The following is a 22,384-nucleotide window of genomic DNA, read 5'->3' on the forward strand; positions in this document are numbered from 1 at the left end:
GGCCGATATGCCTTGCGACCGAAGTGTTTCCGCGTGTGTCGGTTCAAGGCTTGGCGATGTGCCACACGTCCTTGAAACCGTCGCCCTTCGTATCCCCCGCCTGCTTGTCGGACGAATAGCGATAGAGCGGATGACCCTTGTACGCCCACTGCTGCTTGCCGTCCGCGGTCGGGATCAGCGTCAGGTCGCCCGCGGGCTTGTCGGTCGGGGCTGCCGTCGCCGCGGGCCAGTAACTCATGCAGCCGCCGGTGCAGGCGCTCACGCCTGGGGTGGTGTCCTTGTCGAAGGTGTAGAGCGACATGCCGTCCGCGGTGACGAAGCGGCCGCCGTCTACCTTGGGCGGATCGGCGAGGGCGCTCTGTTGCAGCGCAACGAAGGCGAGTGGGGCCAGGACGAGGATGGACTTGCGCATGATGCGGGCTCCTGTGTTGACGACGTGTTGGATGGTCGGACGGTGCGGTTTGACCGCGTGTTGCGGGCACTGCGTTTCTGGCAACGCGTTTTGCTAACGCGCTGGACATCTGCGTTGGACTTCGCCAGGTTCGAGTATAGGCAGCGGATGCCGATTTGCGATCCGCCGGCGCGATTCACCGGCTTCACCGGCGCGCGCGTACGGGATGAACGGGTGGGAGCGGGGGAATATTCCGCGCGTGGGGCACGATCCAGCCTGCCCCTGTCGCCAATCAATCTTGAATAAGGGTCACGCGATGAATAGTCCGCCAAAGAGTCACCCGCAAAAAACATGAGGATGGGAACTGGCAACCCATGGCGAAACGCTGGCAAGGGCTCTCGGCGGCTATCCGTCCTTTCATGATTCGGCGGTTCGTTCGTTTTGCATGCGACGGGAACGGCAAACACGGGAGGACGGAGACGGTCGCCTGCTACCCGGTGCGCGTACGCGCGAACTAGTGGATGTGCGGCTCGAAGTGCTGCACAACCGTTATGGCGCGCCGGCCGTAGACGGACGTCCCGATCAGGTGGTCGTGCTCGACTGTCTGGACGTGCGGACTTCCGAGATCGACGTGAACGCCATGCTCGAGGAAGCCACGATCATGGAGATGACGCTCGCGCAAGCACCGGGAGCATTGATCCGGCTGGACCTCATGCCGAATGTCGGTCTTGATATCCGGCTGACGTGCAAGGAAGTCGTGATCGTCGACGTGCGGCCTTATGTGCGCGAGGTTTCGTAAGAGCCATGCCGCGGCCGGAGAGAGAGGGCGGCTCCACCGCCGGCCTTGTCGTGACAAAACGTGAAAAAACGCGACACCATCCCTCGCGCGGCAAACGCCCTCAACGGGCGATCTGAGGAAACCCGTATAACTTCTCCGGATTGGACGCGAAGATCATCCGTTGCCAATCGCTACGGCCGATCCACGACGCGATCACATCCACCAATCCCGCATCGTCGGGCTTGGTGGTTTTTTCCGTGGGATGAGGCCAGTCGGTGCCCCACAGCATGCGCTCGGGCGCCATCGCGATGAATGCTTTCGCCACCGGCGCGACGTCGGCATACTCGGGCGCGCCGCTTTTCGTATCGACGTACGGGCCCGAGAGCGTCACCCAGGTATTGCCGCGCTCGACCAGTTTGCGCGCGCTCTTCATGGCATCCGAGCCGAGGCCGTCCGGCTGCGGAACATGCGCGATGTGATCGAGCACGAGAGGGCACGGCAACGCGAGCAGGTGCTTCTCCAGCGCCGGCAGCTTCGCGCCCTGCACGACCAGCTCGATGTGCCAGCCGAGCGGCGCGACACGGGCCGCAAGCGGCGCGAGCATCTCGACGGTCGTGGCGCCCGGATAGCTGAGATTGAAGCGTATGGCGCGAACGCCCGCTTCGTTCATCTGCGCAAGCCCGGCGTCGGTGACGGACGTATCCACGACCGCCACGCCGCGCGCGTCGGCGCCGAACTGCTTCAGCGCGTCCAGCAGGCAGCGGTTGTCGGTGCCGTAGGTCGACGGCGTCACCACGACATTGCGGCGCATGCCGAGGCGCTGCTGGATCTGCCGGTATTGCCCAACGGTCGCATTGGGCGGCCGCAGCGTGGTGCCCGGCGCGCTCGGAAAGCGGTCGTCGTAGATGTGCATATGGCAGTCCACCGTACCTTCAGGAAGCCTGAACGATGGCCGCTCGGTGCCGCTGGACCAGATCCCGGCGCACTCGCCGAGATGGGGCAGTGCGGCGGCGAGGCTGCCCGCACCGAGCATGCCGAGGAATTGGCGGCGTTTGATATCGGGCATGTCAAACCACCTCGACTTTATTCGGCACGCGTTGATCGGGGCCCGGGCGGCTCAGCAGCAGGAGCGTCGCCACACTCACGAGCGTCAGCAGGCCAAGCGGCATCAGCGCGAGCGCGTAGCTGCCCGTGGCTTCCTTGACCCAGCCGTAGACGTTCACCATCAGGCCGCCGCCGAGCAGATTGGCGATCGCGTTGATGGTCGCGAGTCCCGCCGCGGCCGTGCTGTTGGACAGCATGCTGGAGGCGAGCGCCCAGAACGGCCCCTTGAAGGCATAGGCGCCGACCAGCACCGCGCACAGCATCGTCAGGGTGGGCAAAAGCGAACCGCTCAGCGACGTGCCGAACAGGCCGAGGCCGATGAGCAGCATCGGAATCACCGTATGCCAGCGCCGTTCCTGCAGCCGGTCCGAGCGTCGTCCCCAGTACACCATGAGAACGGACGACAGCGCGTAGGGCACCGAGTTGAGCAGACCGGTCTGCATGACCGTCAAGCCATACGACTTCAGCAATTGAGGCTGCCACACGGAAAGCGTGCTGCCCGCGCCGGAGGCGCACACATCGACGAGCGCGAGACACAGCACATAGCGATTGCGAAACAGTTTCGCGAGCGGCATCGGCGGGACTTTGCTGGGAGCGCGCGCTTCGCTCGCGATGGCGCCGGTCAGCCACTCGCGCTCGCCGGCCGACAGCCAGCGCGCTTCGTCCGGCTTGTTGGTCAGCAGCACGAGGCAGACCATGCCGAGCAGCACGGTCGGAATGCCTTCGAGGATGAAGAGCCATTGCCAGCCGCGCAGCCCCGCGAAGCCGTCGAGTTGCAGCAGGGCCGCCGAGATCGGCGAGCCGATGAAGCTCGCGGCGGGAATCGCCACCATGAAGGTGGCGACGATGCGGGCGCGATACTTCGCGGGAACCCAGTAGGACAGGTAAAGCAGCACGCCGGGGAAGAAACCGGCCTCGGCCGCGCCGAGCAGAAAGCGCAGCACGTAGAAACCGGTCGGCGTACGCACCAGCGCGGTGGCCGCTGAAACGAGTCCCCACGTAATCATGATGCGGGCAATCCAGATACGCGCGCCGTAGCGTTGCAGCGCCATGTTGCTCGGCACTTCGAAGAAGAAGTACGAGACGAAGAAGAGACTGCTGCCGAACCCGAAAACGCGCGGCGAAAGTCCGAGGTCGTGATTCATCTGCAAGGACGCCATGCCGACGTTGCCGCGGTCGATGAACGCGAGCAGGTAGCAGAGCATGAGGAAGGGCACGAGCCGCCAGACGACCTTGCGAAGGGTCTGCTGCTCGAGCGCGGATGCAGCGGCGCTGCCGTTGAATTGCATGAGTGAGTCTCCTGGCGTTATTGTGCGCCGGAGCGGCGCAGTCGGATGTGATGTAAAACGTGGATCGCGACGACGCAGCTTGCGAGGACGAACGCCATGACGCTGAACGTATTGCGCACGCCGAGCGCTTCGGCGGCCGTTCCCGCGAGCAGATAGCCGAACGGCATCGTGCCGTTGTAGGCCATGCCGTACATGCCCACGAGGCCGCCGCGCACCTGCTCGGGGCAGCGCTGCTGGATCGTCGCGTTGGTCGAGGTCGCCGAAAAGGTCAGGCTGAATCCGAGCGCGTAGAACGCCGGGATCGACAGGCCGATGTCGTTCGTCGACGCGAGCACGAGCAGTGCCGCGATGGCGCTCCACGGCGCGAGCGCGAGCAGCCGTGCCGAGGCGCGCGGCCCCCAGGCCGACGAAAGCAGCACCGCCGCGCTGAGCGATCCGCTGCCGGCCGCGGCGAAGAAGAGGCCCGTATAGTGCGCGGCGTTGTGATAGGCGCGGTCGGCCAGCAGCGGAACCAGCGTCTGGTAGCTTGCGGCGAAGAGTCCGATGCAGGCGAGGATCGGCAGGTAGCGCGCCGAAAACGCGTCCGACATCACGTAGCCCACCGCGTCTCTCAGGCCGCTATCCGCGCGTGCCGCGCGCGGCGCGCCGGTGGTTTTCATCGAACGCACGCACAGTGCCATCACGGCCAGCGCGCACGCATACACGCCAAATGCGGCGCCGGGCCCGAACGCCGGATAGACGAAGCCGGCGATGCTCGGGCCGACCATGCGCCCCACGTTGTAGACCATCGTGTTCATGGCAACCGCATTGGACGTGAGTCGCTGATCGAGCAGGCTCGTCACCAGCAGCATCTGGCGGGAGGGCGTTTCCACGGCGCTCGACATACCGATGGCAAGCGCATGCAGCAGGATCAGCTTGACGCCGAGCAACCCCAGCAGCCAGAGTGTGAGCAGGCTCATCGTGAGCAGCATCGACGTGCCGAGCACGCAGAGCGTCGTGCGCCGCGCGTTGGCCGAGTGAATGCGCGATCCCGCCAGCGGCGCGACCACGAGTTGCGGCCCGTACAGCAGAAAATTCAGCAGCGCCAGCACCGATGCCATGCCCGACAGGTGGTACACGAGCAGGTTCAGCGTGATGTTCTGGGTCCAGCTGCCGAGCACCGAAACGACCTGGCCGCACGCGTAGCGGCGCAAAGCCGGTTCGGCGAGCGCCGGAAACAGCCGGTCGTAGAAGCTGGGCTGCCGTGTGGTCGTGTTCATGCGAGCGCCTTGCCGCGCGTTTCCGGCGCGAAGAACACGACGATCGCCGCCGCGACGAACGCGACGATCGTGGTCGCGAGACCCAGCACGAAGCCGCCGGCGCTCGAAGCCAGCGCACCGATGACGAGTGGCGCGATAAAGCCGCCGAGCCGTCCGCCGTTATAGGCGAGGCCCATGAGAAAGCCGCGCGAGGCCGTGTCGCCGATGATCTCGGCGAGAAAGGGGCCCGCGCCCGCGAAGATGCCGTTCACGCCGAATCCGGTAAGAAAGATCGCGGCCATCAGCAGCAACGGATTCGCGGAGAAGATATAGACGCCCACGGCCGCCGCGCCTACGAGCAGATAGGCGATGAACATGGGCCGCCGGCCGATCCTGTCGACGAAGGCCGAGAACAGCAGGAAGCCCGAGATGGCGCCGAACTGCAACGCGAGAACGAACTTGAGGCTGTGCACGAAGTCGAGGTGCTTCACCGTCACGAGGAACGTGGGTGTCCACGTGAAAACGCCCCAGTACAGGTATTGCAGGAAGAAGATGAACGTGAACGCGGTCAGCAAACCCCGCACGTTGAGCTGCGTGGCAGCGGCGGACGGATGCGCCTTGTCGTGCCGCGCGGCCTGTTTGCGTTCGAGCCAGATCGGCGATTCGGGCGTCTTGCGCGCGATCCAGAAGAGAATGAAGAACGGCAGCGCGCCGATCAGAAACAGCAGGCGCCAGCCGTTGCCGGCGAGTCCGCCGTTAGCCATGCTTACGATGCCCGCCACGCTGATGGCGATGATCGCGCCGATCGGCAGCCCCATCTGCATGAGCGCGCCGCCTTTGCCGCGCCGGCTCGCATGCCAGGTTTCGGCGACGAGCGCGGCGCCGGCCGTCCACATGCCGCCCATGCCCAACGCGCCGCAGAATCGCGAGACGGCGAACCAGTGCTCGTTCGGCGCAAACGCAAGCAGTCCTGAGAACAGTGAATAAATGCCGATGCATAGCAACGCCGTACGCACGCGGCCGAGGCGATCCGACACATAGCCGAAGAGAATGCCGCCGACGATCTGCCCGGCGGCGGTGATGCTCGTGAAGAGGCCGAGCTGCGCTTTGCTCAGGCCGAACTGCAAGGCCAGCGTGGGCAACAGCAGCGACAGGAGAAAGGAGTCGTAGCTCTCGAAGGTCCAGCCCAGACCCGCCAGTGACAGCGAGCGCCATTCCGCGCGCGAGATGTCGCGGTACCCCTTCGCGTGCGTGCTGGCGCCGCTTGCCGCGGTCGCTACCGTCGCCGTTTCCGGTTTCATGTCTTGTCTCCTGATAGGTCCAACCCGTAGGTCGACGCGGCGGTTCCGCTGAACAGCGCGGCACGCTCGTCAGGCGACGCACTGCCTGCCAGGCGCTTGAAGGCGTTCCAGAGCACCGTGTAGCCGAACATCCCCTTGTCGACCGGGAAATTGCTTTCGAACATGCAGCGTTGCGCGCCGAAAAGCTCGACGCAGGTCTCGAACATCGGCGCCCACGCGGCCGCGAGGTCGGTGGACGACGGCGGGAGTTCGGCCGCCGCGAAGTCGAAACCGAATACGGTCAGGCCGGCGCCGCCGAGTTTCATGCGGGTGTTCGGCAGATGCGCGAGGCGCCGCAGTGCGGCCGTCCAGGCGCGTCGCACTTCGGCCTGCTCGCCGATGTAAGGCCCGATGCCGAGCGGACCGCCGAAGTGATCGATCACGATCGTCACGTTCGGCGCTTGCACGGCGAGGTCGTAGAGCGCATCGAGCTGGGTGTGATAGACCCAGGCGTCGAGACTGAGACCGTATGTCGCGAGCGTTTGCACACCGTCGATAAACGACCGGCGCTGCATGAGATCGGGCGGCGGCACGACCGGGCTCGACCGCACCGCCTCGCTGTCATGCCACGCGAGCGGATTGCGAATGCCGCGCAGCCGCCCGCCCGAGACGTCGAGCATCTTTTCGAGCACCGGTGCGACGGCGTGACCGAGCGCGAGGTCCGCGCCGCCGACAATGGCCTCGCAGCAGCGCGAAGCACCATAGGCACCGCTGGCGAACATCGCGGCGACGCCGTTGGCGAATTCGACTTCGCCGACGGGTTTCATGGCGTCGGGGCCGTGGCTTCGCATCATGGAGCGGCACTGCACGTAGACCGTCGAGACGATGCGATGGCCGCCGCCCGTGTCCTGCCGCAATTCGTCGGCGAGGTAGCGGCCCGTCTGCCGGTCCCACAGGTGATGGTGCGCGTCGACGATGGCGAGATCCGGCTGCAACACTTCCTCGCGCCGCCGCGCGAGCCAGTTTTCCCGGATGGGCAGGTGAGGGGCGTGGACGATCTGCATGGCCTCGCCGCCTAGAACTTCTTGCGCATGCCGACCACGAAGCCGGTCTGGTCGTAGCCCGCCGCGACGGTGCCGTAGCCGTTCACGCCGAGCGCGGAGTTGCCCTTGTTGCGCGCGAAGCCGGCGGTCGCGTAGAGGTCGGTGCTTTTCGAGAGCAGGTAGTCGGCGCTGAGCACCGCCATCCAGGGATCGGCGCTCGTCGAATGGACGTCCTGGTAGTAGGCCGACGCGGTGACGGAGAAAACCGGCGTGAAGTTATAGAGCGCGCCGGCCCAGTACAGATTGGCGGCGCTCGACTGCGCACCGTTCGCGAGCGCGATCGGATTGGCAGGCAGGAACGCGTTCGACGCCTGCAGATAGCGATAGCCGGCGAATGCCTTCAGGCTGCCGATGACATACGTTGCCGCCGCGACCGCGCGCCGTTCCGTGGCGGTGTTCGTGGCGACGGTGTTGCTGTTGCGCTGTTCGTAGGACACGCTCGCCGCGAGCGGGCCGCGCGCGTAAGTAAGCGAGCCGCCGAAGTAGCGGCCGGTCAGTTGGGCGCCCGGCACTTCGCTGCCGTATCCCGTGTCATAGCGCGTGCTGTACATGGCCGCAACGGTTACGGGCCCGAACGCGCCGACGTATTTCGCGGCGTTGTCGATGCGCCCCGCGGCTGCGTAGTCGACCGACAAGGTCGAATAGCGCGACGACGCGCCCATCGGATCGAACACGACCGCCTGATCGTAGAAGACCGAGTTCTGCCGGCCGAAGGTCAGCTTCTGATTGCCGTACGCGAGGCCGACCCAGGCCTGGCGGCCGAAAAGGCGCGAGGTGGTGGCCGCATTGGCGCCCAGCCCCTTGGTCGATTGCGCGAGCGTGCCGTCGTTGATGTTGAAGCCGTTTTCGAGGGTGAAGATCGCCTGCATCCCGCCGCCGAGATCCTCGACGCCCTTCAAACCCCAGCGCGAACCCGAGAGATTGCCCGAGACCTCGCGGGTCACTGCGCCGCCCGTCGGCGTGTTGTTGATGTGCTCCACACCGACATCGACGATGCCATAAAGCGTCACGCTGCTTTGCGCATGTGCCGCGAGGGGCGTGAGCGCGAGCGCGGCCAGTGCAGCGGCGGCGCGCAACGGAACGGGAGGCTGGGTGGCGAAGGTCGTGACGGCCTTTTTGTACGGCATGATGTCTCCGGAAAGTCGTTTAGGTCTATTGAAGTTATGGGTGAGGCAACGGTGTCAGGTGCGCGAGGCTTCGCCGGCGTCCGCGCCGGGGTCTCCCAGCCACGCGATCGTCAGGGCGCCGACCAGCATCACGCACGCCACCGCGAGCAAAGGCGCGGTGAAGCTGCCGGAGAACTCCTTGATGCCGCCGATCATCGACGGCCCGACAAAGCCGCCGAGGTTGCCGACCGAGACGATCAGCGCGAGGCCGCCTGCCGCGGCGCGGCCCGTGAGAAATCCGGAAGGGATCGCCCAGTAGGTTGCCTGGAAGGCGAGGATGCCGCTGACCGTCAGGCACAGCGCCATCAGCTTGAGCGTCGGGACGTCGAGCACCGTGCTGACGGCGAGCGACGCCGCGGCGAGGAGCAGCGCGCCCGCCACGTAGGGCACGCGGTTCGACGCGCGGTTGGCGACTCTCGCCCACACCAGCATGAGCACGGCGCCGAGCGCGTAGGGAATCGCCGCGAGCCAGCCGACGACCGCATGGCTGACACCGAATTGCTTGATGATTTGCGGCATCCACAAGCCGACGCCGATCGAGCCGACAATCCCGCAGAAGTTGACGAACGCCAGCACGAAGACTCGCCAGTTCGTCATGGCGTCGCGCAGCCTGGCGCCATGTTTTCTGGCGATGCCCTGCTGTTCGAGCGCGAGGCGTTGCGCGAGGAGCTGCTTGTCTTCCTCGCTCAGCCAGCGCGCTTTCTCCGGACGGTCGGCCAGCACGAAGAGACACACGATGCCGAGCAGGATGGCCGGCAAGCCTTCCGCGAGCAGAAGCCATTGCCAGCTGAGCAGCCCGTGCAGGCCGCCCAGTTGCAGCAGCGCCCCGGAGATCGGCGAGCCGATCATGTTCGCGACCGGAATGCCGACGAGGAAGGCCGCCGTGATCTTCGCGCGCCATCTGCCGGGGAACCAGTGCGTGAAGTACAGATAGATGCCGGGCGTGAAGCCGGCTTCCGCGAGACCGAGCAGGAAGCGGGCGGCGGCAAAGCTCTTCGGCCCCGTGACGAAAGCCGTCGCCATCGAAATCAGGCCCCACGTAATCATGATCCGGGCGATCCAGACGCGCGCGCCGACCTTCTGCATGATCAGATTGCTCGGGATTTCGAACAGGAAATAGCCGATGAAAAAGAGCCCGGCGCCCAGGCCGAATTCCTGGGCGGTGAGGCCGAGCTCGCGGTTCATCGTCAGTGCTGCGAATCCGACGTTGGTGCGGTCGAGATAACTGACCACGTAGCACGCGAAAATGAACGGCAATATCCGGCGATAGGCCTTGGCCAGCGTGCGCTCGCTGGCGGCATAGTGCTCCGGGTGCATTGCCGGATGCCCGGGCATGGGGTTGTCGGGCGGCGCGCTGTTCGCGCTCAAGGTTCGGGAAACTTGCATGTGCGCTCCTCCATTGCGCCTCGCCGGGCGCAACGTGTTCTGATCGGACGGGCGGGTCGCGGCAGCGATCCGCCTGGATGCCGGCTAGTGAGTGTGCCTGGCCTGCTGGGGAAGCGGGCCGGCGATATCCATGTCGGCTCGCAGGACGGTTCCCGAGACGGATTCAGTCATGAAGAGCGTCTTCATGTCGGGCCCGCCAAAGCAAAGATTGGTGAGCGATGCGCCTGCCGGACTGGTCAGGACAACTTCGGGTTCCGCCAGGTGATTGAGGACCCACGCACGGCCAAGACCGGGATTGGCGACGAACAGGCGTCCCGCCGTATCGATGGTGAGTCCGTCCGGGCCGCTCGGGCCATACGAGGTAAAGAACTGCCCGACCTTGCTGACCGATCCGTCCGCCTGAAGCGGGACGCGCCACACGCAATTGCCGCGTGTCATCGCGACGTAGAGCACCTTTTCGTCGGGCGAGAGCACGAGGCCGTTGGGGCTCGGGCAATTGCCGAGCAGCATATCGAGCTTGCCCTGCGGCGAAAGACGGTAGACGCGCCCGGTCGGATCGTGCAGACCTGTCTGCCCCTGGTCCGTGAAGTACAGATTGCCGGCCGAGTCGAAGGTCAGATCGTTGACGCCCCGGAAGCGCTCGGTATTGCGGCGCTCGAGATAAGGCGACACTGTGCCGCGCTCGATGTCCAGCCGCATCAGCCCGTTGCGATAGTCGGTGATGAGCAGGTGGGCGTCGTCGAGCCGCTTCATGCCGTTGGGCTCGCCGTCGTATTCGGCGATCAGCTCCCACTCGCCGTCGCCGGCAATGCGGAAGATGCGGCCATGCGGAATGTCGGTCACGTAGAGATGACCCGTAGGACTCCAGACCGGGCCTTCGAGAAACGAATCGGTCGACTGACCGCCGCGATTGGCGCGCGCCCATTCGGTCTGCACGCCGGGCTTGCGAAAACGCTCCGGCATGCGGGTGAAGACTTCCGCTTCGCGGACTTCCGGGGACTTGAGCAAATGCATATCAACCTCTGACTCTGGCGCCGATCACACGAGGCGTTGGGCGTGCTCTTCGATCGCTGCGAGCACATTCGCCGCCGCACCCTTGCCCATGTTCACGTAGGCCGCGTCGCTCACGCCGCCGATATGCGGCGACAGGATCACGTTGGTCACGCGCTGGAGCGGGTGGGGATGCGCCATCGGTTCGACGTCGAAGCTGTCGAGACCTGCCGCGCGCACCTGGCCGCTGGCGAGGGCGTCGACGAGTGCGGGCTCGTCGATGAGTCCGCCGCGTGCGGTATTGACGAGAATGACGCCCGGCTTGAGCCTGGCGAGCGTCTCGCGATCGATCATCTGGCGGTTTTCGGCCGTCAGCGGACAGTGCAGCGAGACCACGTCGGCCGATGCGTAAAGCTCGTCGAGCGTGACGAGCTTTACGCCGGCGGGGGCTTCCTTCGTATAGGGATCGAACGCGATCACCTGCATGTCGAAGGCCTGGGCCGCAGCGGCGACCCGCCGGCCGATCGCGCCGAGACCCACGAGACCGAGGGTGCGGCCGTTGAGCTCGACCGACTTATGCGTCGACTTGTCCCAATGTCCGGCACGCATGCGCCCATCGAGCTGGGTCACGGACTTGGCGCACGCGAGAATCAGCGCCCAGGCATGCTCGGCGACGGCGGCCGCGTTTGCGCCGGCCGCGGCGCGAACGGCGATGCCGCGTTGCGCCGCGGCGTCCTGATCGATCACGTCGATGCCGCTGCCGTGCTTGGAAATGACCCGCAGGTTTTCGCTGGCATCCATGATGCGCGCGTTGACCTTGCCATACCGGACGATGATCGCGACCGGCTTGTACTGTGCGCACAGCGTGACGATGTCGTCCTCGGTCGGCTGCTTGCCCGCGAAGACCACCTCGAAGCGGTCGAGCAACGCGAGCGCTTGCGGCGCGAGATCCGCCGCCGTGACGAGCACGACAGGTTTCTGGTTGGCCGTTTGCATTACAGCGCCTCGCCTTCGGCCAGCATGCCGGCCGCGCGCAATTCCTTTTCCACCCAGGCCGGCCGCAGCGCCTCGCCGTTGCGGATCGCGGCGATACGCGCCGTTTCCGCGTCGAGCTTCTTCTGCGCGAGCACGAGAATCTGCTCGACTTCTTCGCGCGCAATCACGACGACGCCGTCGGCGTCGCCCACGATGAGGTCGCCCGGTTTGACTGCGGCACCGGCAACGGCGATCGGATGATTCACGCGGCCCGCGACGCCCTTGGTCGGGCCGCACGGATTCAGGCCGGCCGAGAAGACCGGGAACGCGCCGTTCGCGAGTTCGTGCGAGTCGCGCACCGCCGCGTCGATCACGAAGCCGGCAAAGCCGCTTGCGTGCGCCTGGGTCGCCATGATTTCGCCGATGAGCGCGCAGCTCTGATCGCCCTTGCCATCGACGACGATCACGTCGCCGGGTTTGGCGATGGCGAGCGCGGCATGGATGGCGAGGTTGTCGCCTTGGCGGACTTCGACGGTCACGGCCGGGCCCGCGACCTTCATGTTCGGCGACAGCGGCTTGACGCGGCCGTGCAGGGTGCCGCGGCGGCCGGCGACGTCGGCAAGGATGGCAGACTGAAAACGGGACGCGGCCTCGACGAGTTCAGGTGAAACGCGTTCGAAGTCGCGAACGATGGCGGGAGTTGCGTTGGAAATTGCGCTCATGGGAGTAGCCTCATGTATTGAGTTGTACAATGTACAACTGTGTTGTACTTAATGGAACTACTTTAGCCGCGCGATTAATCGGTATCCACTGGTGTTTACCCTTTTACGGTATAAAACGATGTTGTACGATGTACAATTCTCCGGTCGACCAATTCGGGGATTGCGATGGGAAACGAAGGGGTTCAGTCAGTTGAAAAGGCGCTGGCGCTGCTCGATTGCTTCAAGCCTGGCGCGGAATCGCTGTCGCTCGCCGCGCTCGCGCAGGCGTCGGGCATGCACAAGACGACGGTGTATCGCCTGATGAATTCGCTGGAGCGGACGAACTACGTCATACGCTCGGAGGCGGGGATGTATTCGTTGGGTCCGAGGGTGCTGTATCTCGGGAAGCTCTACGAGCAATCCTTCCATCTGTCGTCGGTGGTCGAGCCGATTCTGCACGCACTGGCCGCCGCAACGAAGGAAAGCGCATCGTACTACGTTCTCGGGAATTCCCAGCGTCTTTGCCTGTTCAGGGCGGAGCCGGCGGAGGGTTTGCGCGAGACGCGGCTTCCCGGAACCTCTCTGCCGCTCGACGATACGGCGATTGGATGCGTCCTGCGGTTCTGGGCATTGGGCGAGCCGGTTTTCGATGCCACGCCGGACATTCCGCTTTTCACTTCCGGCGCGCGCGACCAGCATACGGCTGCCTTCGCCACACCGGTTTTCGGTGCGGAAGACAAGTGTGTGGCCGCGCTTACGCTGTCCGGGCCGGCATCGAGGCTCGAGGCGGCCCATGAGTCGGGAGAGTTCAAAGGCCTGCAGCTACGCGCAGCGTTCGATCTTTCGCGCAAGCTCGGGGCGAGCATTGGGCTCTGCGAGCGCATGTATGGTGGTGGTGCGTAGACTTGGGGAGCGGAGTAGGCGTGGTGCCAATTCGCTCGGGGGCAGTTGTCGCCCGGGTGACGGGCTCGATGGTTGAGCCGGAAAAGACAAAAACCCCGTAAGCTTTTGCGGCTTACGGGGTTTTGTGTTCAATCAATGTGGCGGCGTCAACCGAATTCTGTCCGCTACGCCTTGTATGGTAAGGATCTTCCAGTCTGGGTGCGTGGAACAACCCCCAAAACAACCCCCATAAGCAGCTCGCTGGCGTTCATCCGATGGCCGAACCGGCGATAGTGTCGCCGGGAAGGGGCATTCATGGTGACCCAACGCGCGACAGGTCACGCAAACGGCCATCTTTTTAAGGCCATCGCCTCGTCGTTGCGACGATGGCCGATTTCCGGGCCTCAGTTGATAAGTTGAAGCACGTCCTGTTCGAGCCTCCCAGTCGGCACGCAGACGGTGGTTTGGCTGGCGCCCAGAGCTGGATATTCTGCGCGTCCGTTCGAGCTGAACGAAATTTCGTCGCGCCTTGAGTCTCCCGCTCCATTGTTAGCTCGGGCTTGAATTCTCCGCTCTAAGACGTAGCGCGCATTGACCGTCACCGTGGTGGTGTCGGGGGTGGGCTGCTCAAAAATGATGTTGATCCGTCCATCAAGATTCATTTGGCGATGAAGATTGATGAGGAGCGGCGATTTGAACTGAGTGTAGTTCGCATCCTTGTCGGAACCATCGAAGTCATAATTCTGCGTGCCTCGAGCGTTTGTGAACGATGCCGAAACGTGGCCGCAATCAACGAACGAGTGGGGATCGCCGGAATAACTCACGTTGATTAGTCCGGACGCCTTGTCCATGTTGTTGATCACAAAGAAGTCTTTGCCGAGCGCTGGTACGGCCGCTGCCCAAACAGCATCCCTGGACCTATTAATCGTTTTCGATATCGTCGTTTTTTGCCGGACAGCTGGTTCCGTATAAGACATGGAGCTAGAGGCGCAGCCAGCCAGCGTGGCAACAAGTGCGATGGCGCCGGCCGTTCGGGTTATGTTGGACTTATTCATTGTGGTTTCTCGAACTGCTCGGCTTGTGGGGCGAGCTCTCCCTTCGTTTCAGCGCGTGTCCGCAGCGCTCCGCGGCGCTGGGCTTCGCGACGCCTATTTACGTTTTTCGTAGTGGTCGTGTGTTCGCGGGTTGCGGTAATGGCCGCCCTTGTGGGATGAGCCGTGACCGCCTACATAGTGACCGCCACGAGCGTAAGCGATCGTAGATGTGGCGAAGGCGACGGCGATCAATGCAGCGATGATGCGTTTCATTGGTCTCTCAGTATTGTTATCGGCTTACATTTTTTCGGCCGGCGAGCGGAAAACTTTAGCTCGGAGAACCAAATCCCAGCAGGCTATCCGTTGAGCGGCGCGGCCGATTCGCGCCCGACGTAGCGTCTTGTAGTCGGCCCGAACACCCTCCCAAACTTCAGGAACAGGTGTAGTTGTGCAGGCCGCGCCGATCCGCATACGCGCAGGAACTGGTTGCGCGATGGTTGTCGGTGCCACATACCGCGGCGGCTCACAAAGTCGGGCGGGATGGAGGCGACGTTATCGAAGACGGAGGGCTGGCGGCGCGCCGACAGATCGGCGCGCTGAAGCCGAGTTCGCAGTGTTCTCGCTGTGATCGCGAAATAGCCCGCCAGCGCCGAGGTATCGCCGTCGAACTGATCGAACATGTGGTAATAGGCGACTGCCTCTGAGAACTGGGCGTGAATTACACGGGCGGCCTCGGCGGCTTCTTCCTCGAGCTGCAGCGCAATCTCGGGTTCGTAGCTCTGCGGGGCTGATAGGCGAGCGGAGACCGCGTTTTCCCGGAAGTCTCCGTCATCGTCGCGCTCGTCCTGATCGAGGCGTGTGGCGAAGCGCATTGCACGATTCACAAAACGGCCGAACAGCTTGTGCAGACCCGCTATGACCCTCTCTTGAAAATCAGCGTCGTCTGGCTCGACCGCGCCACCGCGTTCTGCCTTGATCTCCTCGGCGATGAGCCAAGCTTCGCTTTTTAAGTCGTCGACGGTGTGCTCACCCTGCGTGAGCTTTGCGATATACCGGAGTTGTTTGAGCATCGGCGAGATCAACCGATGGAAGAACGACGCGTCATTCCGTTGGGACATCGGATTGCCTTTCGGGAGAGGGGGGCTGGGTCCGCGCTGCGGGCGGCAGTTTATTCCGACCCCGTGACACTTGGTGTGCGGCGATTGCGCACACTGGCGTCCTATATTGGATCGCCAGATCGAGTTTGCACAGATCGGTTATCGTGTGCTCGAAAACCTGTGAGGGGATGCATGGACGAGTTCGACGACCTGGTGAGGCGATTGCGCGTGCGCATGGATCGCAGCGCGAACCGTGAGAGGTCCCTCGATTGGAAAGCAGCAGACGCCATCGACCAACTGCAGGACAGAGCCGCGGCTCTGGAAGCAGAGAACAAGCGCCTTGGCGCTGAGAATCAGGCCTTGCGCGAGGGGATCCGGATCTCGGAGCCACAAGTGCAACAGCAGGTTGTGCCGCAGGGAACGCCGCCAGCGCTTGGCCGCGCGCTTGACCTGCGTGAGGCCGCTGCGCTGCTCGGCGTCTCTTACGGTACCGTCTATGCACACAAGCTGGAGATGGGCTTCTTCCAGATCGGCAATCAGTGGCGCGTATGGCCGGACAAACTGAAGGAGATGACGTCAGGTTCAACCGCAGGCCCTCCGGTCTCCACTGAATCACCGTCTCGCCAGCAAGACGAGGCGGCGCGTACCCCGGCGCCTCAATTGCCGATGTCGGCTCGCAAGGCGGCGGCCGAGTTCGAGAAGCTTTTGGCGGAGCACCGCAGAGGGCGCCCTAAGCGCGGCGCATCAAAATGAAATACGGGGCGCTGGCTGGTGCTCGGCGCGCTGGTTCGGCTCGGCGTACGCCGCAGCGCGCACGGCGCAACTGCACGATTTCCTCGTCCTCGCGCGCGGGGCGCAACGCGAGGCGGCGGCGCTCGGCTAACCATCTCGTGCACGACGGGCGGCTTATCGAGGGAACGCACTAGAAATGGTCTCCTGATAACCGTCGCCACATCAACCTAGAGGCTTATGACAAATGGGTCGAAACGAGCTCATCGGCAGGTAGCACGCGCGGCCGTCGCCGGAAGATTGTCGAAACGTCCTCGCAATAGGGAGAGCCCTCGTGTCATTTGAAATTCTTTCAGCAGAGCAACTTGTCCAGATCACTGGCAAGAAACGCAAGTCGGCTCAGGTCGCATGGTTTAAGAAAAACTTTGGCTTAGAACCTGTGCTCCGCGCTGATGGCTCAATCCTGATGACGCAGTCCGCATTCGAGGCTTTGCTATTGAAACGCATGGGCGTGGCAGATGCATTGACGAAGCCGGAAGCTCCACGGCCGCCACTGCTGTCACCTTTCAAAAATCGATAGTCCGTGCTTGACGACTGCGCGTTGTTGGCACTAAAGTTAAATCGTCGCTGAAACAACAGCGATCAGGTTTGGCGACCTGACGATATTGGCGGACAACCGCCGCCGCGCGGTTTTTTTACGTCCGTTTCCGGTGCACACCCAAATCAATGGGTGGGCCTGGGTGGGGAGACCTTCGGGTCTGCCGGTTCCAATGTCCCGGTTCGCCAACCCCGTTCAGTGCCCGCCCACCCCCGTTTGGCGACGGGAAGCGGGTCTTCAATTCGACATTGGAGGCCGCGTCATGCGTCCCACTATTCCCGCTCGCCCAGAGCAACGGCAAAGCTCCCTCGAAATCATCCGCACTGCCTTGCGCGATGCCGCGATCGCGGAGACTGTCTATGACGCACTTGATGTAACTGGAGACGCGTTGTGCCGTCTGGCTGAAATCGTCCGTGCGGAGGCGCAGCAATGACCCGCGAAAATTTCCTCGACGATCAATTTTCAATTTTCTCCCGCGACGCGCTCGAACTTCCCCGACGCGGTCATCGAGTGCACACTGATTGTCTGATAAATCAGGCTGACCGTACGATGAATGTCGTGCGCGGCGTGTGTGCTGTGATGACCATCACGCGCGCGAATCTGGTTCGCGAATGTGCGATGGAGCACGGAAGTGGCAACCTTGAACCACCACTTGCTCCGGCCACCGTCGAGGCGCTGCTGTGCCTGGGGATTGAGGCAGCGAAAATGCTTGAAGGGTGTATCGAAGACTTGTCGACGGGGCTGGACAAGCAGGTAGAGAAGTACAAGGAAGGGGGCGACGATGCGTGAGACAACAAGCCGTCGTGTCATTGACTTGGATGCGTGGAGGTGTGGGCGTGCGCAAACGAAGGCGGTTGTGCAGAGTGCAGAGTCAGTAGTGGTCAAAGCTCGCCGGGGCAATCTGCACGTGAGTATCGACGAAGACGGCGGCATCGACTACGGGATGGGCGACATCGCCTTGGCAGACGCGCCGGCCGTCATGATGGCCTGCATGATCCTGTGCATGCGTCTAGTCACACAGATTGACGAGCAGGGAATTCGCTAAGTCCGAGTTTAGGCTGTGATGCTATGCAGAATGACTGCAGCCGACAGAGGCGCCCAGCAGTTGGCGGCCGTTGGCAGCGTTCCGATGACAGGTCTTACCGCGCCTAGCCCGACGGGGCGAAAGCAGGGCTCCCTTACCCTGTTGGCGCGGCCTTCAATAAGGGGCGTGCAAAGGGACATCAGATGAAAATGCCACAACCCTTCCCGTGCTACGAGCCCGATTTGGTTCGCGCTCACCTTGATGATTTTGGTCTATTTAGCGTGACGATCGACGTCGCCGCTGAGCTCGTTGCGCTCGAGTTATGGACTTTGGACGAGTTCCCCGAGATCAAAAAGCCAGCGGAGTTTGACGGAAATCCGTTCGATCCGCGGCTCCTTTCGGCGCTGTGTCCGCAAATCGAGCAGCAAAGACAGAGGCTGGTTGCAGCCGTCGATGCGCAGCGTTTGCCGATCCAGATTGAGTCGCGGGATCTGGACGATCATCTCGCCCCAACTTTCTGTTACGTGAGTCTGGATGCATTGATGGAATGGCTGTTGGCCCGTGGGGTCGATAGCGAAGTGATTCGCCGGTACCGTGAATCACTTGCGACAGTGCGTGAACAAATTTGCGATGGGGTCGAGCGCTTGCAGTTGATGGCGCGATCGTCGACAGAAATTCTGGGCGAGTGGTATCCGCCGGTCAGGTTGGAGGTGGTGGCCGGCAAATCTGGGACGGAGGGCGAAGCCTCGGAAACCAATCCCGATAAGGTGAGCCACTACGAATTGTTGGTCGAGAATCAGCGGCTGCGTGACCAACTTACTCAACTTGGCGTTTCGCCCAAGGAACAGCCCCTCAAGACCAGCGAACGTAATTCGTTGCATCGATTGTTGGTCGCGATGGCGATAAAGGGCTTCGGATGGGACCCAAATAAGAGGAGCAGCGCTGCCAACGACATTGTGAAGGCTCTGCAGGACGTCGGTCTCAACATGGAAGCGGATACAGTCCGAAAGCATTTGCAGAAAGCCGCCGATCAGCTTCCGCAAAGTGGTTTTTGGCTTTCCAAGATAGTTCGGCGCTAGGTTCACGAAACCGAAATCGGTTGAAATTAGCCGAATTCGGTTTTGGAAAAAGGAGATTTTTTAATATTCCGGCCATGTTCAATGAACCGCAAGGTTATGCAAATGGCCACAAAATCCCAGAGCACGACGACGAGCGCGGACTTGCAGTCCGAATCGCGGGCTTTGCCGCTCGATGGCTTCACTCGCTGGAGCGAGTTGAAACACATCATTCCCCTAAGTCACGAGTCAATTCGCCAGCGCGAGCTGAAGGGGTGCTTCCCGAAGCGCGTGCAGCTTGGCTCCGCACGTTGTGTCGCTTGGTCAAACCGCGAAATTCACCGCTGGCTCTCCGATCCGGCGGGCTATCGTGCGGAGGTTTGAGATGCGGCCTAACGACATTTCCTCACCCGATGTGACGAGAAAAGTCGCTGGCGAGGCGCTCGTACACGTGCTCGCGGAGCGCGCCGCCAGTGATGTTCTAGCGGACATTGCCGCTGGGACAACGCATCCCGACGCCCTTGCGGATCGCCTGCTCGCACTCCTTGTCGACGCCAACGGCGCAGGGCGTGCCGAAGTAGTGAGGGGCTTCCTTCGGCCGGTAGCGAAATGCATCGAGGCTGGCGCGCCGAGCGCTGCGAAGGTAGCGAGCACCAAGTAGCCGATGCCTATTATTCGCGCACCTCGACCTGATCGTGATTTCACGGTCATCGCCAATCGCATTCTCAATGATCCGCATCTTTCCTGGTCAGCCCGCGGCATGCTCGCCCATCTGCTCAGCAAGCCAGACCACTGGAGTGTGAACGTGCAGGCACTCATAAACGAAACCCAAGCCTGTTCGCGCGCCAGTGGGCGTGACGCTGTGTACCGCACCCTCGATGAGCTCAACGAGGCGGGATATATCGCGCGCCGGCGTCTTGCCGATGGATCCGTCGTCACGACAGTCTACGAACAGCCAAATACGGAAAACCCGGACGAGGCTCTTGAGCCTAATCCGGAAAAGCCCCACGAGGTTACTGGGCGCACCCTGTCTGGCCAGATTGAACCCGTTCCGGAAAATCCGGATATGGGTCCCAAGCCTCATCCGGAAAAGCCCGATCGGGAAAAGCCCGATCGGGAAAATCCGGACGTATTAGTAAGAACTGAATCTATAGAAAGGACTGAAGAGGCAGTAAACAAAACCTTCCCTCACTCGCTTCGCGAGCGATTCGATATTTTCTGGGCGGCGTATCCCCGGAAGGTAGAAAAAAAGAACGCTCAGAAGGCCTTCGACAAACTCTGTCCTGACGACATGCTTTTGGAAGAAATCCTGACGGCGGTCGAGAAGGCGAAGAGATCGTCCCAGTGGAGTCGGAAACAGTTCATTCCGCACGCGGCGACTTGGCTCAACGCTGCCCGTTGGCAGGACGAGATCGACACCGAGTACACCAATCCGCAGCTCGAGGTAATCGAAGCGTACAACGCATCGCTCGGTGATCAACTCGGGAGGGTCAATCCGACCGTCTTCGTCGAAACGCGTGCGAACGCGATTGACGACTTCGTGACGTTCAGGCCCCAAAGCCCGAAGTTTTGGTTGAAATATTTCCCGTGGATCGCGGCGAAAGTCGACGTCCCGCCGCGCTGCGGATTTGACTGGATAATTGGCCGGGAAGGGTTCACGAAGGTCAGCGGTGGTCAGTTCACGATCGTCGAGCAATGAGAAGTCACGCTGCGACTGTCAGGGCGATGCGCGAGGAACATAACCGGATCGATGAAGCGATCGCCTCCGAGCGTCAAGCGATTACCGAGCTACGCGGGCTGTTGACGGTGCGTCGTCCCGTTGTGCCGCCTTCGAGGTCCATGGGTCGGCCAACGGCGGTCGATTTCGCAGCGGTTAGAGCGGCATTGTTGGTGCACCAGGCGGCCCTGACCCGGCTTGAGGTGCGCCGTGATTGGCTTGAGTCGCAACTGGGCGCCGCGAAAGCGGGGCAATAAACCGTACGCCGCACGACGAGCGAAAGGAAGGGCGAAATGATTGATGGACTGGTTGGCGGGAAGGTCTATGGCAAGCCGGCGGAGCGCGCTGGTCAGAATGGCAAGTCGTTCGTTACCGCGAAGGTGCGCGCCACAATGGGTGATGGTGACGCGCTGTTTGTCAACGTGATCGCCTTCAGCACCACAGTGCAGCAGGCACTAATGGCGCTGGATGACGGCGACAGCGTTGCGCTTTCCGGCGTGCTGACGCCCAAAGTGTGGACGGACAAGAACGGAGAGGCTCGACCGGCGCTCGATATGGTGGCGCACGGTGTCCTGACCGCGTACCACGTGCAGCGTAGGCGGCGGGCTATGCAATCGGAAGACTCAATGCCGACGGGCGGTGCGCGCGACGACATGAACGACGAGCTGTGAGGGTGACGATGACCGACAAGACGAACGAGGAGTTCGACGCGCGGTCCGATCTGGAGACGGCACAACTCACTGGGCAAGCAGCCGTCCGAATGGACAACGAGCGGCGTCGGAGAGTTGCTGATGTGCTCGGCCGGGACGCTGACGAGATCGCCGCGGATCTCGATGAAATCGACGCTTGCGTGCGCCTCTATGAGCTCAACAGAGGAGAGAACCGCGGAATGCCGAAGGGGGCCCAGCGCGCTGCCGAGTTGCGCGCATTCCAGGCGTCGCTGGCAGGTGTTCTGTGTCGCAGCCAAACCGTTGAACGCGTGCTTGATGGCACTGCCGAGTATGCCGACCTGCTGAGCGCGGCTCAGAGAGTCGGGCTAATCATTGACGAAGTGGTCCGATTGGGCGATGCAGAGCCGCGGCGGGGACGCGCGCCAGACGATCGTCAATGGTTGATCGAACGGCTAATCGAAAAATATGAGCAACTTACGGAGTCGCAAGCCACTGTGTCGACGAGCGCGATTAACAATCAGATTTCAGGCCGGTTCTTCGACTTCGTTCGGCTCGTAATCCCTGACTCTATTTTTGCGGATGGGACATTAGGGAAGGTCGTCAAGACTGGTCTGAAAACCTACAGATCCCGGCTAGGTGCGAAATAGTTGCGGAAATGTTGTTTATAGCGTCCCTTGGACATTATTAGTCTCAAATCGAATACTTCTCTCATTCCGCTCATTTCGATGCGGTGTGATGCAACCGAGAGGAGTATCCATGACCAACACCTTCGACGGCGCGTGCCTGCGACCCGCGCAAGCCGCTGCCAAGTTGGGCATCGGCACCAGCACGCTGTGGGCGAAGCTCAAGCGGGACGCCGATTTTCCGAAGCCCCTGAAGCTTGGTGCTCGCACAACGGTCTTCCTCGAGCGTGATCTGGATGTGTATCTCTCGAAGATCGCGGCCGCACGGCAAGTCGTGCCATCCGCGGTGTGAGCCAAGCATGAGCGTTGTCAAAGCCGAAGATACTCGCGTCGCCGGCGGAGCGCGTCAGCGGCTCGCGTCTGAGCCTCCCGAGTTCGACATTTCCGGCCGGAATTTGAGGCAATTTCGACCCAGAGCACCTTATAGATCAAACACTTGGCGTCCGTGGTTGTCGATGCGTTGTAGTGACACGAAATTTTCTGTGAGCCCTTG

The 22,384-nt window shown here is 62.6% G+C and carries 27 protein-coding genes; 13 read left to right on the top strand and 14 right to left on the bottom strand.

Annotation, left to right across the window (positions count from 1 at the left end; genetic code table 11):
* Nucleotides 1-43 precede the first annotated feature (43 nt).
* Nucleotides 44-412, bottom strand: a complete 369-nt coding sequence (locus tag G3N58_RS25385) for a hypothetical protein (protein WP_167049547.1) — start codon at nucleotides 410-412, stop codon at nucleotides 44-46.
* Between the two features lie 496 nt (nucleotides 413-908).
* On the opposite strand from G3N58_RS25385, the gene G3N58_RS34285 reads away from it, so the two are divergent.
* Nucleotides 909-1,190: an immunity 50 family protein gene (locus G3N58_RS34285; protein WP_241017231.1), complete on the top strand. Its 282-nt coding sequence runs from the start codon at nucleotides 909-911 to the stop codon at nucleotides 1,188-1,190.
* A gap of 100 nt (nucleotides 1,191-1,290) precedes the next feature.
* Here the strand turns inward: G3N58_RS34285 and G3N58_RS25395 are convergent, their stop codons facing one another.
* From G3N58_RS25395 to G3N58_RS25440, 10 genes are all read right to left on the bottom strand, one after another.
* Nucleotides 1,291-2,235, bottom strand: coding sequence for an amidohydrolase family protein (locus G3N58_RS25395; protein WP_206000497.1), 945 nt, complete (start codon nucleotides 2,233-2,235; stop codon nucleotides 1,291-1,293).
* A 1-nt stretch (nucleotide 2,236) separates the two neighbouring features.
* The gene (locus G3N58_RS25400) at nucleotides 2,237-3,562 is read right to left on the bottom strand and encodes an MFS transporter (RefSeq protein WP_206000498.1); all 1,326 of its coding nucleotides are present in this window, start codon (nucleotides 3,560-3,562) and stop codon (nucleotides 2,237-2,239) included.
* A 17-nt stretch (nucleotides 3,563-3,579) separates the two neighbouring features.
* Nucleotides 3,580-4,821 carry an MFS transporter gene (locus tag G3N58_RS25405; protein WP_206000499.1) on the bottom strand — a complete coding sequence of 414 codons (1,242 nt, stop codon included), beginning with the start codon at nucleotides 4,819-4,821 and terminating at the stop codon, nucleotides 3,580-3,582.
* Nucleotides 4,818-6,101, bottom strand: coding sequence for an MFS transporter (locus G3N58_RS25410; RefSeq protein WP_206000500.1), 1,284 nt, complete (start codon nucleotides 6,099-6,101; stop codon nucleotides 4,818-4,820). The genes G3N58_RS25405 and G3N58_RS25410 overlap by 4 nt, the downstream gene beginning before the upstream one ends.
* On the bottom strand, nucleotides 6,098-7,144 hold the full coding sequence (locus tag G3N58_RS25415) for an amidohydrolase family protein (protein ID WP_167049537.1): 1,047 nt from the start codon (nucleotides 7,142-7,144) through the stop codon (nucleotides 6,098-6,100). The genes G3N58_RS25410 and G3N58_RS25415 overlap by 4 nt, the downstream gene beginning before the upstream one ends.
* An 11-nt stretch (nucleotides 7,145-7,155) precedes the next feature.
* Complete coding sequence (locus G3N58_RS25420) at nucleotides 7,156-8,310, bottom strand: porin (RefSeq protein ID WP_206000501.1); 1,155 nt, start codon at nucleotides 8,308-8,310, stop codon at nucleotides 7,156-7,158.
* 54 nt (nucleotides 8,311-8,364) lie between these two features.
* The gene (locus tag G3N58_RS25425) at nucleotides 8,365-9,684 is read right to left on the bottom strand and encodes an MFS transporter (RefSeq protein WP_241017232.1); all 1,320 of its coding nucleotides are present in this window, start codon (nucleotides 9,682-9,684) and stop codon (nucleotides 8,365-8,367) included.
* Between the two features lie 135 nt (nucleotides 9,685-9,819).
* On the bottom strand, nucleotides 9,820-10,749 hold the full coding sequence (locus tag G3N58_RS25430; RefSeq protein ID WP_206000503.1) for an SMP-30/gluconolactonase/LRE family protein: 930 nt from the start codon (nucleotides 10,747-10,749) through the stop codon (nucleotides 9,820-9,822).
* A 24-nt stretch (nucleotides 10,750-10,773) separates the two neighbouring features.
* On the bottom strand, nucleotides 10,774-11,721 hold the full coding sequence (locus tag G3N58_RS25435; RefSeq protein WP_206000504.1) for a hydroxyacid dehydrogenase: 948 nt from the start codon (nucleotides 11,719-11,721) through the stop codon (nucleotides 10,774-10,776).
* On the bottom strand, nucleotides 11,721-12,422 hold the full coding sequence (locus tag G3N58_RS25440; RefSeq protein WP_167049527.1) for an RraA family protein: 702 nt from the start codon (nucleotides 12,420-12,422) through the stop codon (nucleotides 11,721-11,723). The genes G3N58_RS25435 and G3N58_RS25440 overlap by 1 nt, the downstream gene beginning before the upstream one ends.
* A 165-nt stretch (nucleotides 12,423-12,587) precedes the next feature.
* Between G3N58_RS25440 and G3N58_RS25445 the strand changes: the two genes are divergently transcribed.
* Nucleotides 12,588-13,304, top strand: coding sequence for an IclR family transcriptional regulator (locus G3N58_RS25445; RefSeq protein ID WP_206000505.1), 717 nt, complete (start codon nucleotides 12,588-12,590; stop codon nucleotides 13,302-13,304).
* Between the two features lie 383 nt (nucleotides 13,305-13,687).
* Here the strand turns inward: G3N58_RS25445 and G3N58_RS25450 are convergent, their stop codons facing one another.
* The 3 genes from G3N58_RS25450 to G3N58_RS25460 form a co-directional block, all read right to left on the bottom strand.
* The gene (locus G3N58_RS25450; protein WP_206000506.1) at nucleotides 13,688-14,338 is read right to left on the bottom strand and encodes a hypothetical protein; all 651 of its coding nucleotides are present in this window, start codon (nucleotides 14,336-14,338) and stop codon (nucleotides 13,688-13,690) included.
* Nucleotides 14,339-14,431: 93 nt separating this feature from the next.
* A complete protein-coding gene (locus G3N58_RS25455) occupies nucleotides 14,432-14,590 on the bottom strand; it encodes a hypothetical protein (RefSeq protein WP_206000507.1) in 159 nt (52 codons plus the stop codon).
* A gap of 83 nt (nucleotides 14,591-14,673) precedes the next feature.
* The gene (locus tag G3N58_RS25460) at nucleotides 14,674-15,435 is read right to left on the bottom strand and encodes a hypothetical protein (protein WP_206000508.1); all 762 of its coding nucleotides are present in this window, start codon (nucleotides 15,433-15,435) and stop codon (nucleotides 14,674-14,676) included.
* A 171-nt stretch (nucleotides 15,436-15,606) separates the two neighbouring features.
* On the opposite strand from G3N58_RS25460, the gene G3N58_RS25465 reads away from it, so the two are divergent.
* The 11 genes from G3N58_RS25465 (at nucleotide 15,607) to G3N58_RS25515 (ending at nucleotide 22,183) form a co-directional block, all read left to right on the top strand.
* Nucleotides 15,607-16,167: a hypothetical protein gene (locus tag G3N58_RS25465; RefSeq protein WP_167283878.1), complete on the top strand. Its 561-nt coding sequence runs from the start codon at nucleotides 15,607-15,609 to the stop codon at nucleotides 16,165-16,167.
* 310 nt (nucleotides 16,168-16,477) lie between these two features.
* Nucleotides 16,478-16,723, top strand: coding sequence for a DUF4224 domain-containing protein (locus G3N58_RS25470; RefSeq protein WP_167283877.1), 246 nt, complete (start codon nucleotides 16,478-16,480; stop codon nucleotides 16,721-16,723).
* Nucleotides 16,724-17,003: 280 nt separating this feature from the next.
* Nucleotides 17,004-17,174, top strand: coding sequence for a hypothetical protein (locus G3N58_RS25475; protein ID WP_206000509.1), 171 nt, complete (start codon nucleotides 17,004-17,006; stop codon nucleotides 17,172-17,174).
* Entirely contained in the window at nucleotides 17,171-17,530 is a 360-nt protein-coding gene (locus tag G3N58_RS25480; RefSeq protein ID WP_206000510.1) for a hypothetical protein, read from the top strand. The genes G3N58_RS25475 and G3N58_RS25480 overlap by 4 nt, the downstream gene beginning before the upstream one ends.
* A gap of 118 nt (nucleotides 17,531-17,648) precedes the next feature.
* On the top strand, nucleotides 17,649-17,786 hold the full coding sequence (locus G3N58_RS25485; protein ID WP_206000511.1) for a hypothetical protein: 138 nt from the start codon (nucleotides 17,649-17,651) through the stop codon (nucleotides 17,784-17,786).
* Between the two features lie 182 nt (nucleotides 17,787-17,968).
* Nucleotides 17,969-18,844 (top strand): hypothetical protein, encoded by an 876-nt coding sequence (locus G3N58_RS25490; RefSeq protein ID WP_206000512.1) that lies wholly within the window; start codon nucleotides 17,969-17,971, stop codon nucleotides 18,842-18,844.
* A 102-nt stretch (nucleotides 18,845-18,946) separates the two neighbouring features.
* Nucleotides 18,947-19,204, top strand: a complete 258-nt coding sequence (locus G3N58_RS25495; RefSeq protein ID WP_206000517.1) for an AlpA family phage regulatory protein — start codon at nucleotides 18,947-18,949, stop codon at nucleotides 19,202-19,204.
* A 280-nt stretch (nucleotides 19,205-19,484) separates the two neighbouring features.
* Nucleotides 19,485-20,519, top strand: a complete 1,035-nt coding sequence (locus G3N58_RS25500; RefSeq protein ID WP_206000513.1) for a hypothetical protein — start codon at nucleotides 19,485-19,487, stop codon at nucleotides 20,517-20,519.
* Nucleotides 20,520-20,830: 311 nt separating this feature from the next.
* Entirely contained in the window at nucleotides 20,831-21,208 is a 378-nt protein-coding gene (locus tag G3N58_RS25505) for a single-stranded DNA-binding protein (protein ID WP_206000514.1), read from the top strand.
* Nucleotides 21,209-21,216: 8 nt separating this feature from the next.
* Nucleotides 21,217-21,855 carry a hypothetical protein gene (locus tag G3N58_RS25510; RefSeq protein ID WP_206000515.1) on the top strand — a complete coding sequence of 213 codons (639 nt, stop codon included), beginning with the start codon at nucleotides 21,217-21,219 and terminating at the stop codon, nucleotides 21,853-21,855.
* Between the two features lie 109 nt (nucleotides 21,856-21,964).
* Nucleotides 21,965-22,183, top strand: a complete 219-nt coding sequence (locus G3N58_RS25515; RefSeq protein ID WP_167283867.1) for an AlpA family phage regulatory protein — start codon at nucleotides 21,965-21,967, stop codon at nucleotides 22,181-22,183.
* Nucleotides 22,184-22,384 lie beyond the last annotated feature (201 nt).

It is taken from the genome of Paraburkholderia sp. Ac-20342 (genome assembly GCF_017104985.1).
Taxonomy (GTDB): domain Bacteria; phylum Pseudomonadota; class Gammaproteobacteria; order Burkholderiales; family Burkholderiaceae; genus Paraburkholderia.

Bases quoted from the DNA above. Each gene is read 5' to 3' on its own strand.
- G3N58_RS25395 (WP_206000497.1), bottom strand. From the start codon at position 2,235: ATGCCCGATATCAAACGCCGCCAATTCCTCGGCATGCTCGGTGCGGGC.
- G3N58_RS25420 (WP_206000501.1), bottom strand. From the start codon at position 8,310: ATGCCGTACAAAAAGGCCGTCACGACCTTCGCCACCCAGCCTCCCGTT.
- G3N58_RS25460 (WP_206000508.1), bottom strand. From the start codon at position 15,435: ATGTCCCAACGGAATGACGCGTCGTTCTTCCATCGGTTGATCTCGCCG.
- G3N58_RS25400 (WP_206000498.1), bottom strand. From the start codon at position 3,562: ATGCAATTCAACGGCAGCGCCGCTGCATCCGCGCTCGAGCAGCAGACC.
- G3N58_RS25495 (WP_206000517.1), top strand. From the start codon at position 18,947: ATGGCCACAAAATCCCAGAGCACGACGACGAGCGCGGACTTGCAGTCC.
- G3N58_RS25480 (WP_206000510.1), top strand. From the start codon at position 17,171: ATGACCCGCGAAAATTTCCTCGACGATCAATTTTCAATTTTCTCCCGC.
- G3N58_RS25405 (WP_206000499.1), bottom strand. From the start codon at position 4,821: ATGAACACGACCACACGGCAGCCCAGCTTCTACGACCGGCTGTTTCCG.
- G3N58_RS25410 (WP_206000500.1), bottom strand. From the start codon at position 6,101: ATGAAACCGGAAACGGCGACGGTAGCGACCGCGGCAAGCGGCGCCAGC.
- G3N58_RS25475 (WP_206000509.1), top strand. From the start codon at position 17,004: ATGCGTCCCACTATTCCCGCTCGCCCAGAGCAACGGCAAAGCTCCCTC.
- G3N58_RS25490 (WP_206000512.1), top strand. From the start codon at position 17,969: ATGAAAATGCCACAACCCTTCCCGTGCTACGAGCCCGATTTGGTTCGC.
- G3N58_RS25515 (WP_167283867.1), top strand. From the start codon at position 21,965: ATGACCAACACCTTCGACGGCGCGTGCCTGCGACCCGCGCAAGCCGCT.
- G3N58_RS25435 (WP_206000504.1), bottom strand. From the start codon at position 11,721: ATGCAAACGGCCAACCAGAAACCTGTCGTGCTCGTCACGGCGGCGGAT.
- G3N58_RS25500 (WP_206000513.1), top strand. From the start codon at position 19,485: ATGCCTATTATTCGCGCACCTCGACCTGATCGTGATTTCACGGTCATC.
- G3N58_RS25465 (WP_167283878.1), top strand. From the start codon at position 15,607: ATGGACGAGTTCGACGACCTGGTGAGGCGATTGCGCGTGCGCATGGAT.
- G3N58_RS25415 (WP_167049537.1), bottom strand. From the start codon at position 7,144: ATGCAGATCGTCCACGCCCCTCACCTGCCCATCCGGGAAAACTGGCTC.
- G3N58_RS25450 (WP_206000506.1), bottom strand. From the start codon at position 14,338: ATGAATAAGTCCAACATAACCCGAACGGCCGGCGCCATCGCACTTGTT.
- G3N58_RS25455 (WP_206000507.1), bottom strand. From the start codon at position 14,590: ATGAAACGCATCATCGCTGCATTGATCGCCGTCGCCTTCGCCACATCT.
- G3N58_RS25505 (WP_206000514.1), top strand. From the start codon at position 20,831: ATGATTGATGGACTGGTTGGCGGGAAGGTCTATGGCAAGCCGGCGGAG.
- G3N58_RS25425 (WP_241017232.1), bottom strand. From the start codon at position 9,684: ATGCCCGGGCATCCGGCAATGCACCCGGAGCACTATGCCGCCAGCGAG.
- G3N58_RS25430 (WP_206000503.1), bottom strand. From the start codon at position 10,749: ATGCATTTGCTCAAGTCCCCGGAAGTCCGCGAAGCGGAAGTCTTCACC.
- G3N58_RS25440 (WP_167049527.1), bottom strand. From the start codon at position 12,422: ATGAGCGCAATTTCCAACGCAACTCCCGCCATCGTTCGCGACTTCGAA.
- G3N58_RS25385 (WP_167049547.1), bottom strand. From the start codon at position 412: ATGCGCAAGTCCATCCTCGTCCTGGCCCCACTCGCCTTCGTTGCGCTG.
- G3N58_RS25445 (WP_206000505.1), top strand. From the start codon at position 12,588: ATGGGAAACGAAGGGGTTCAGTCAGTTGAAAAGGCGCTGGCGCTGCTC.
- G3N58_RS25510 (WP_206000515.1), top strand. From the start codon at position 21,217: ATGACCGACAAGACGAACGAGGAGTTCGACGCGCGGTCCGATCTGGAG.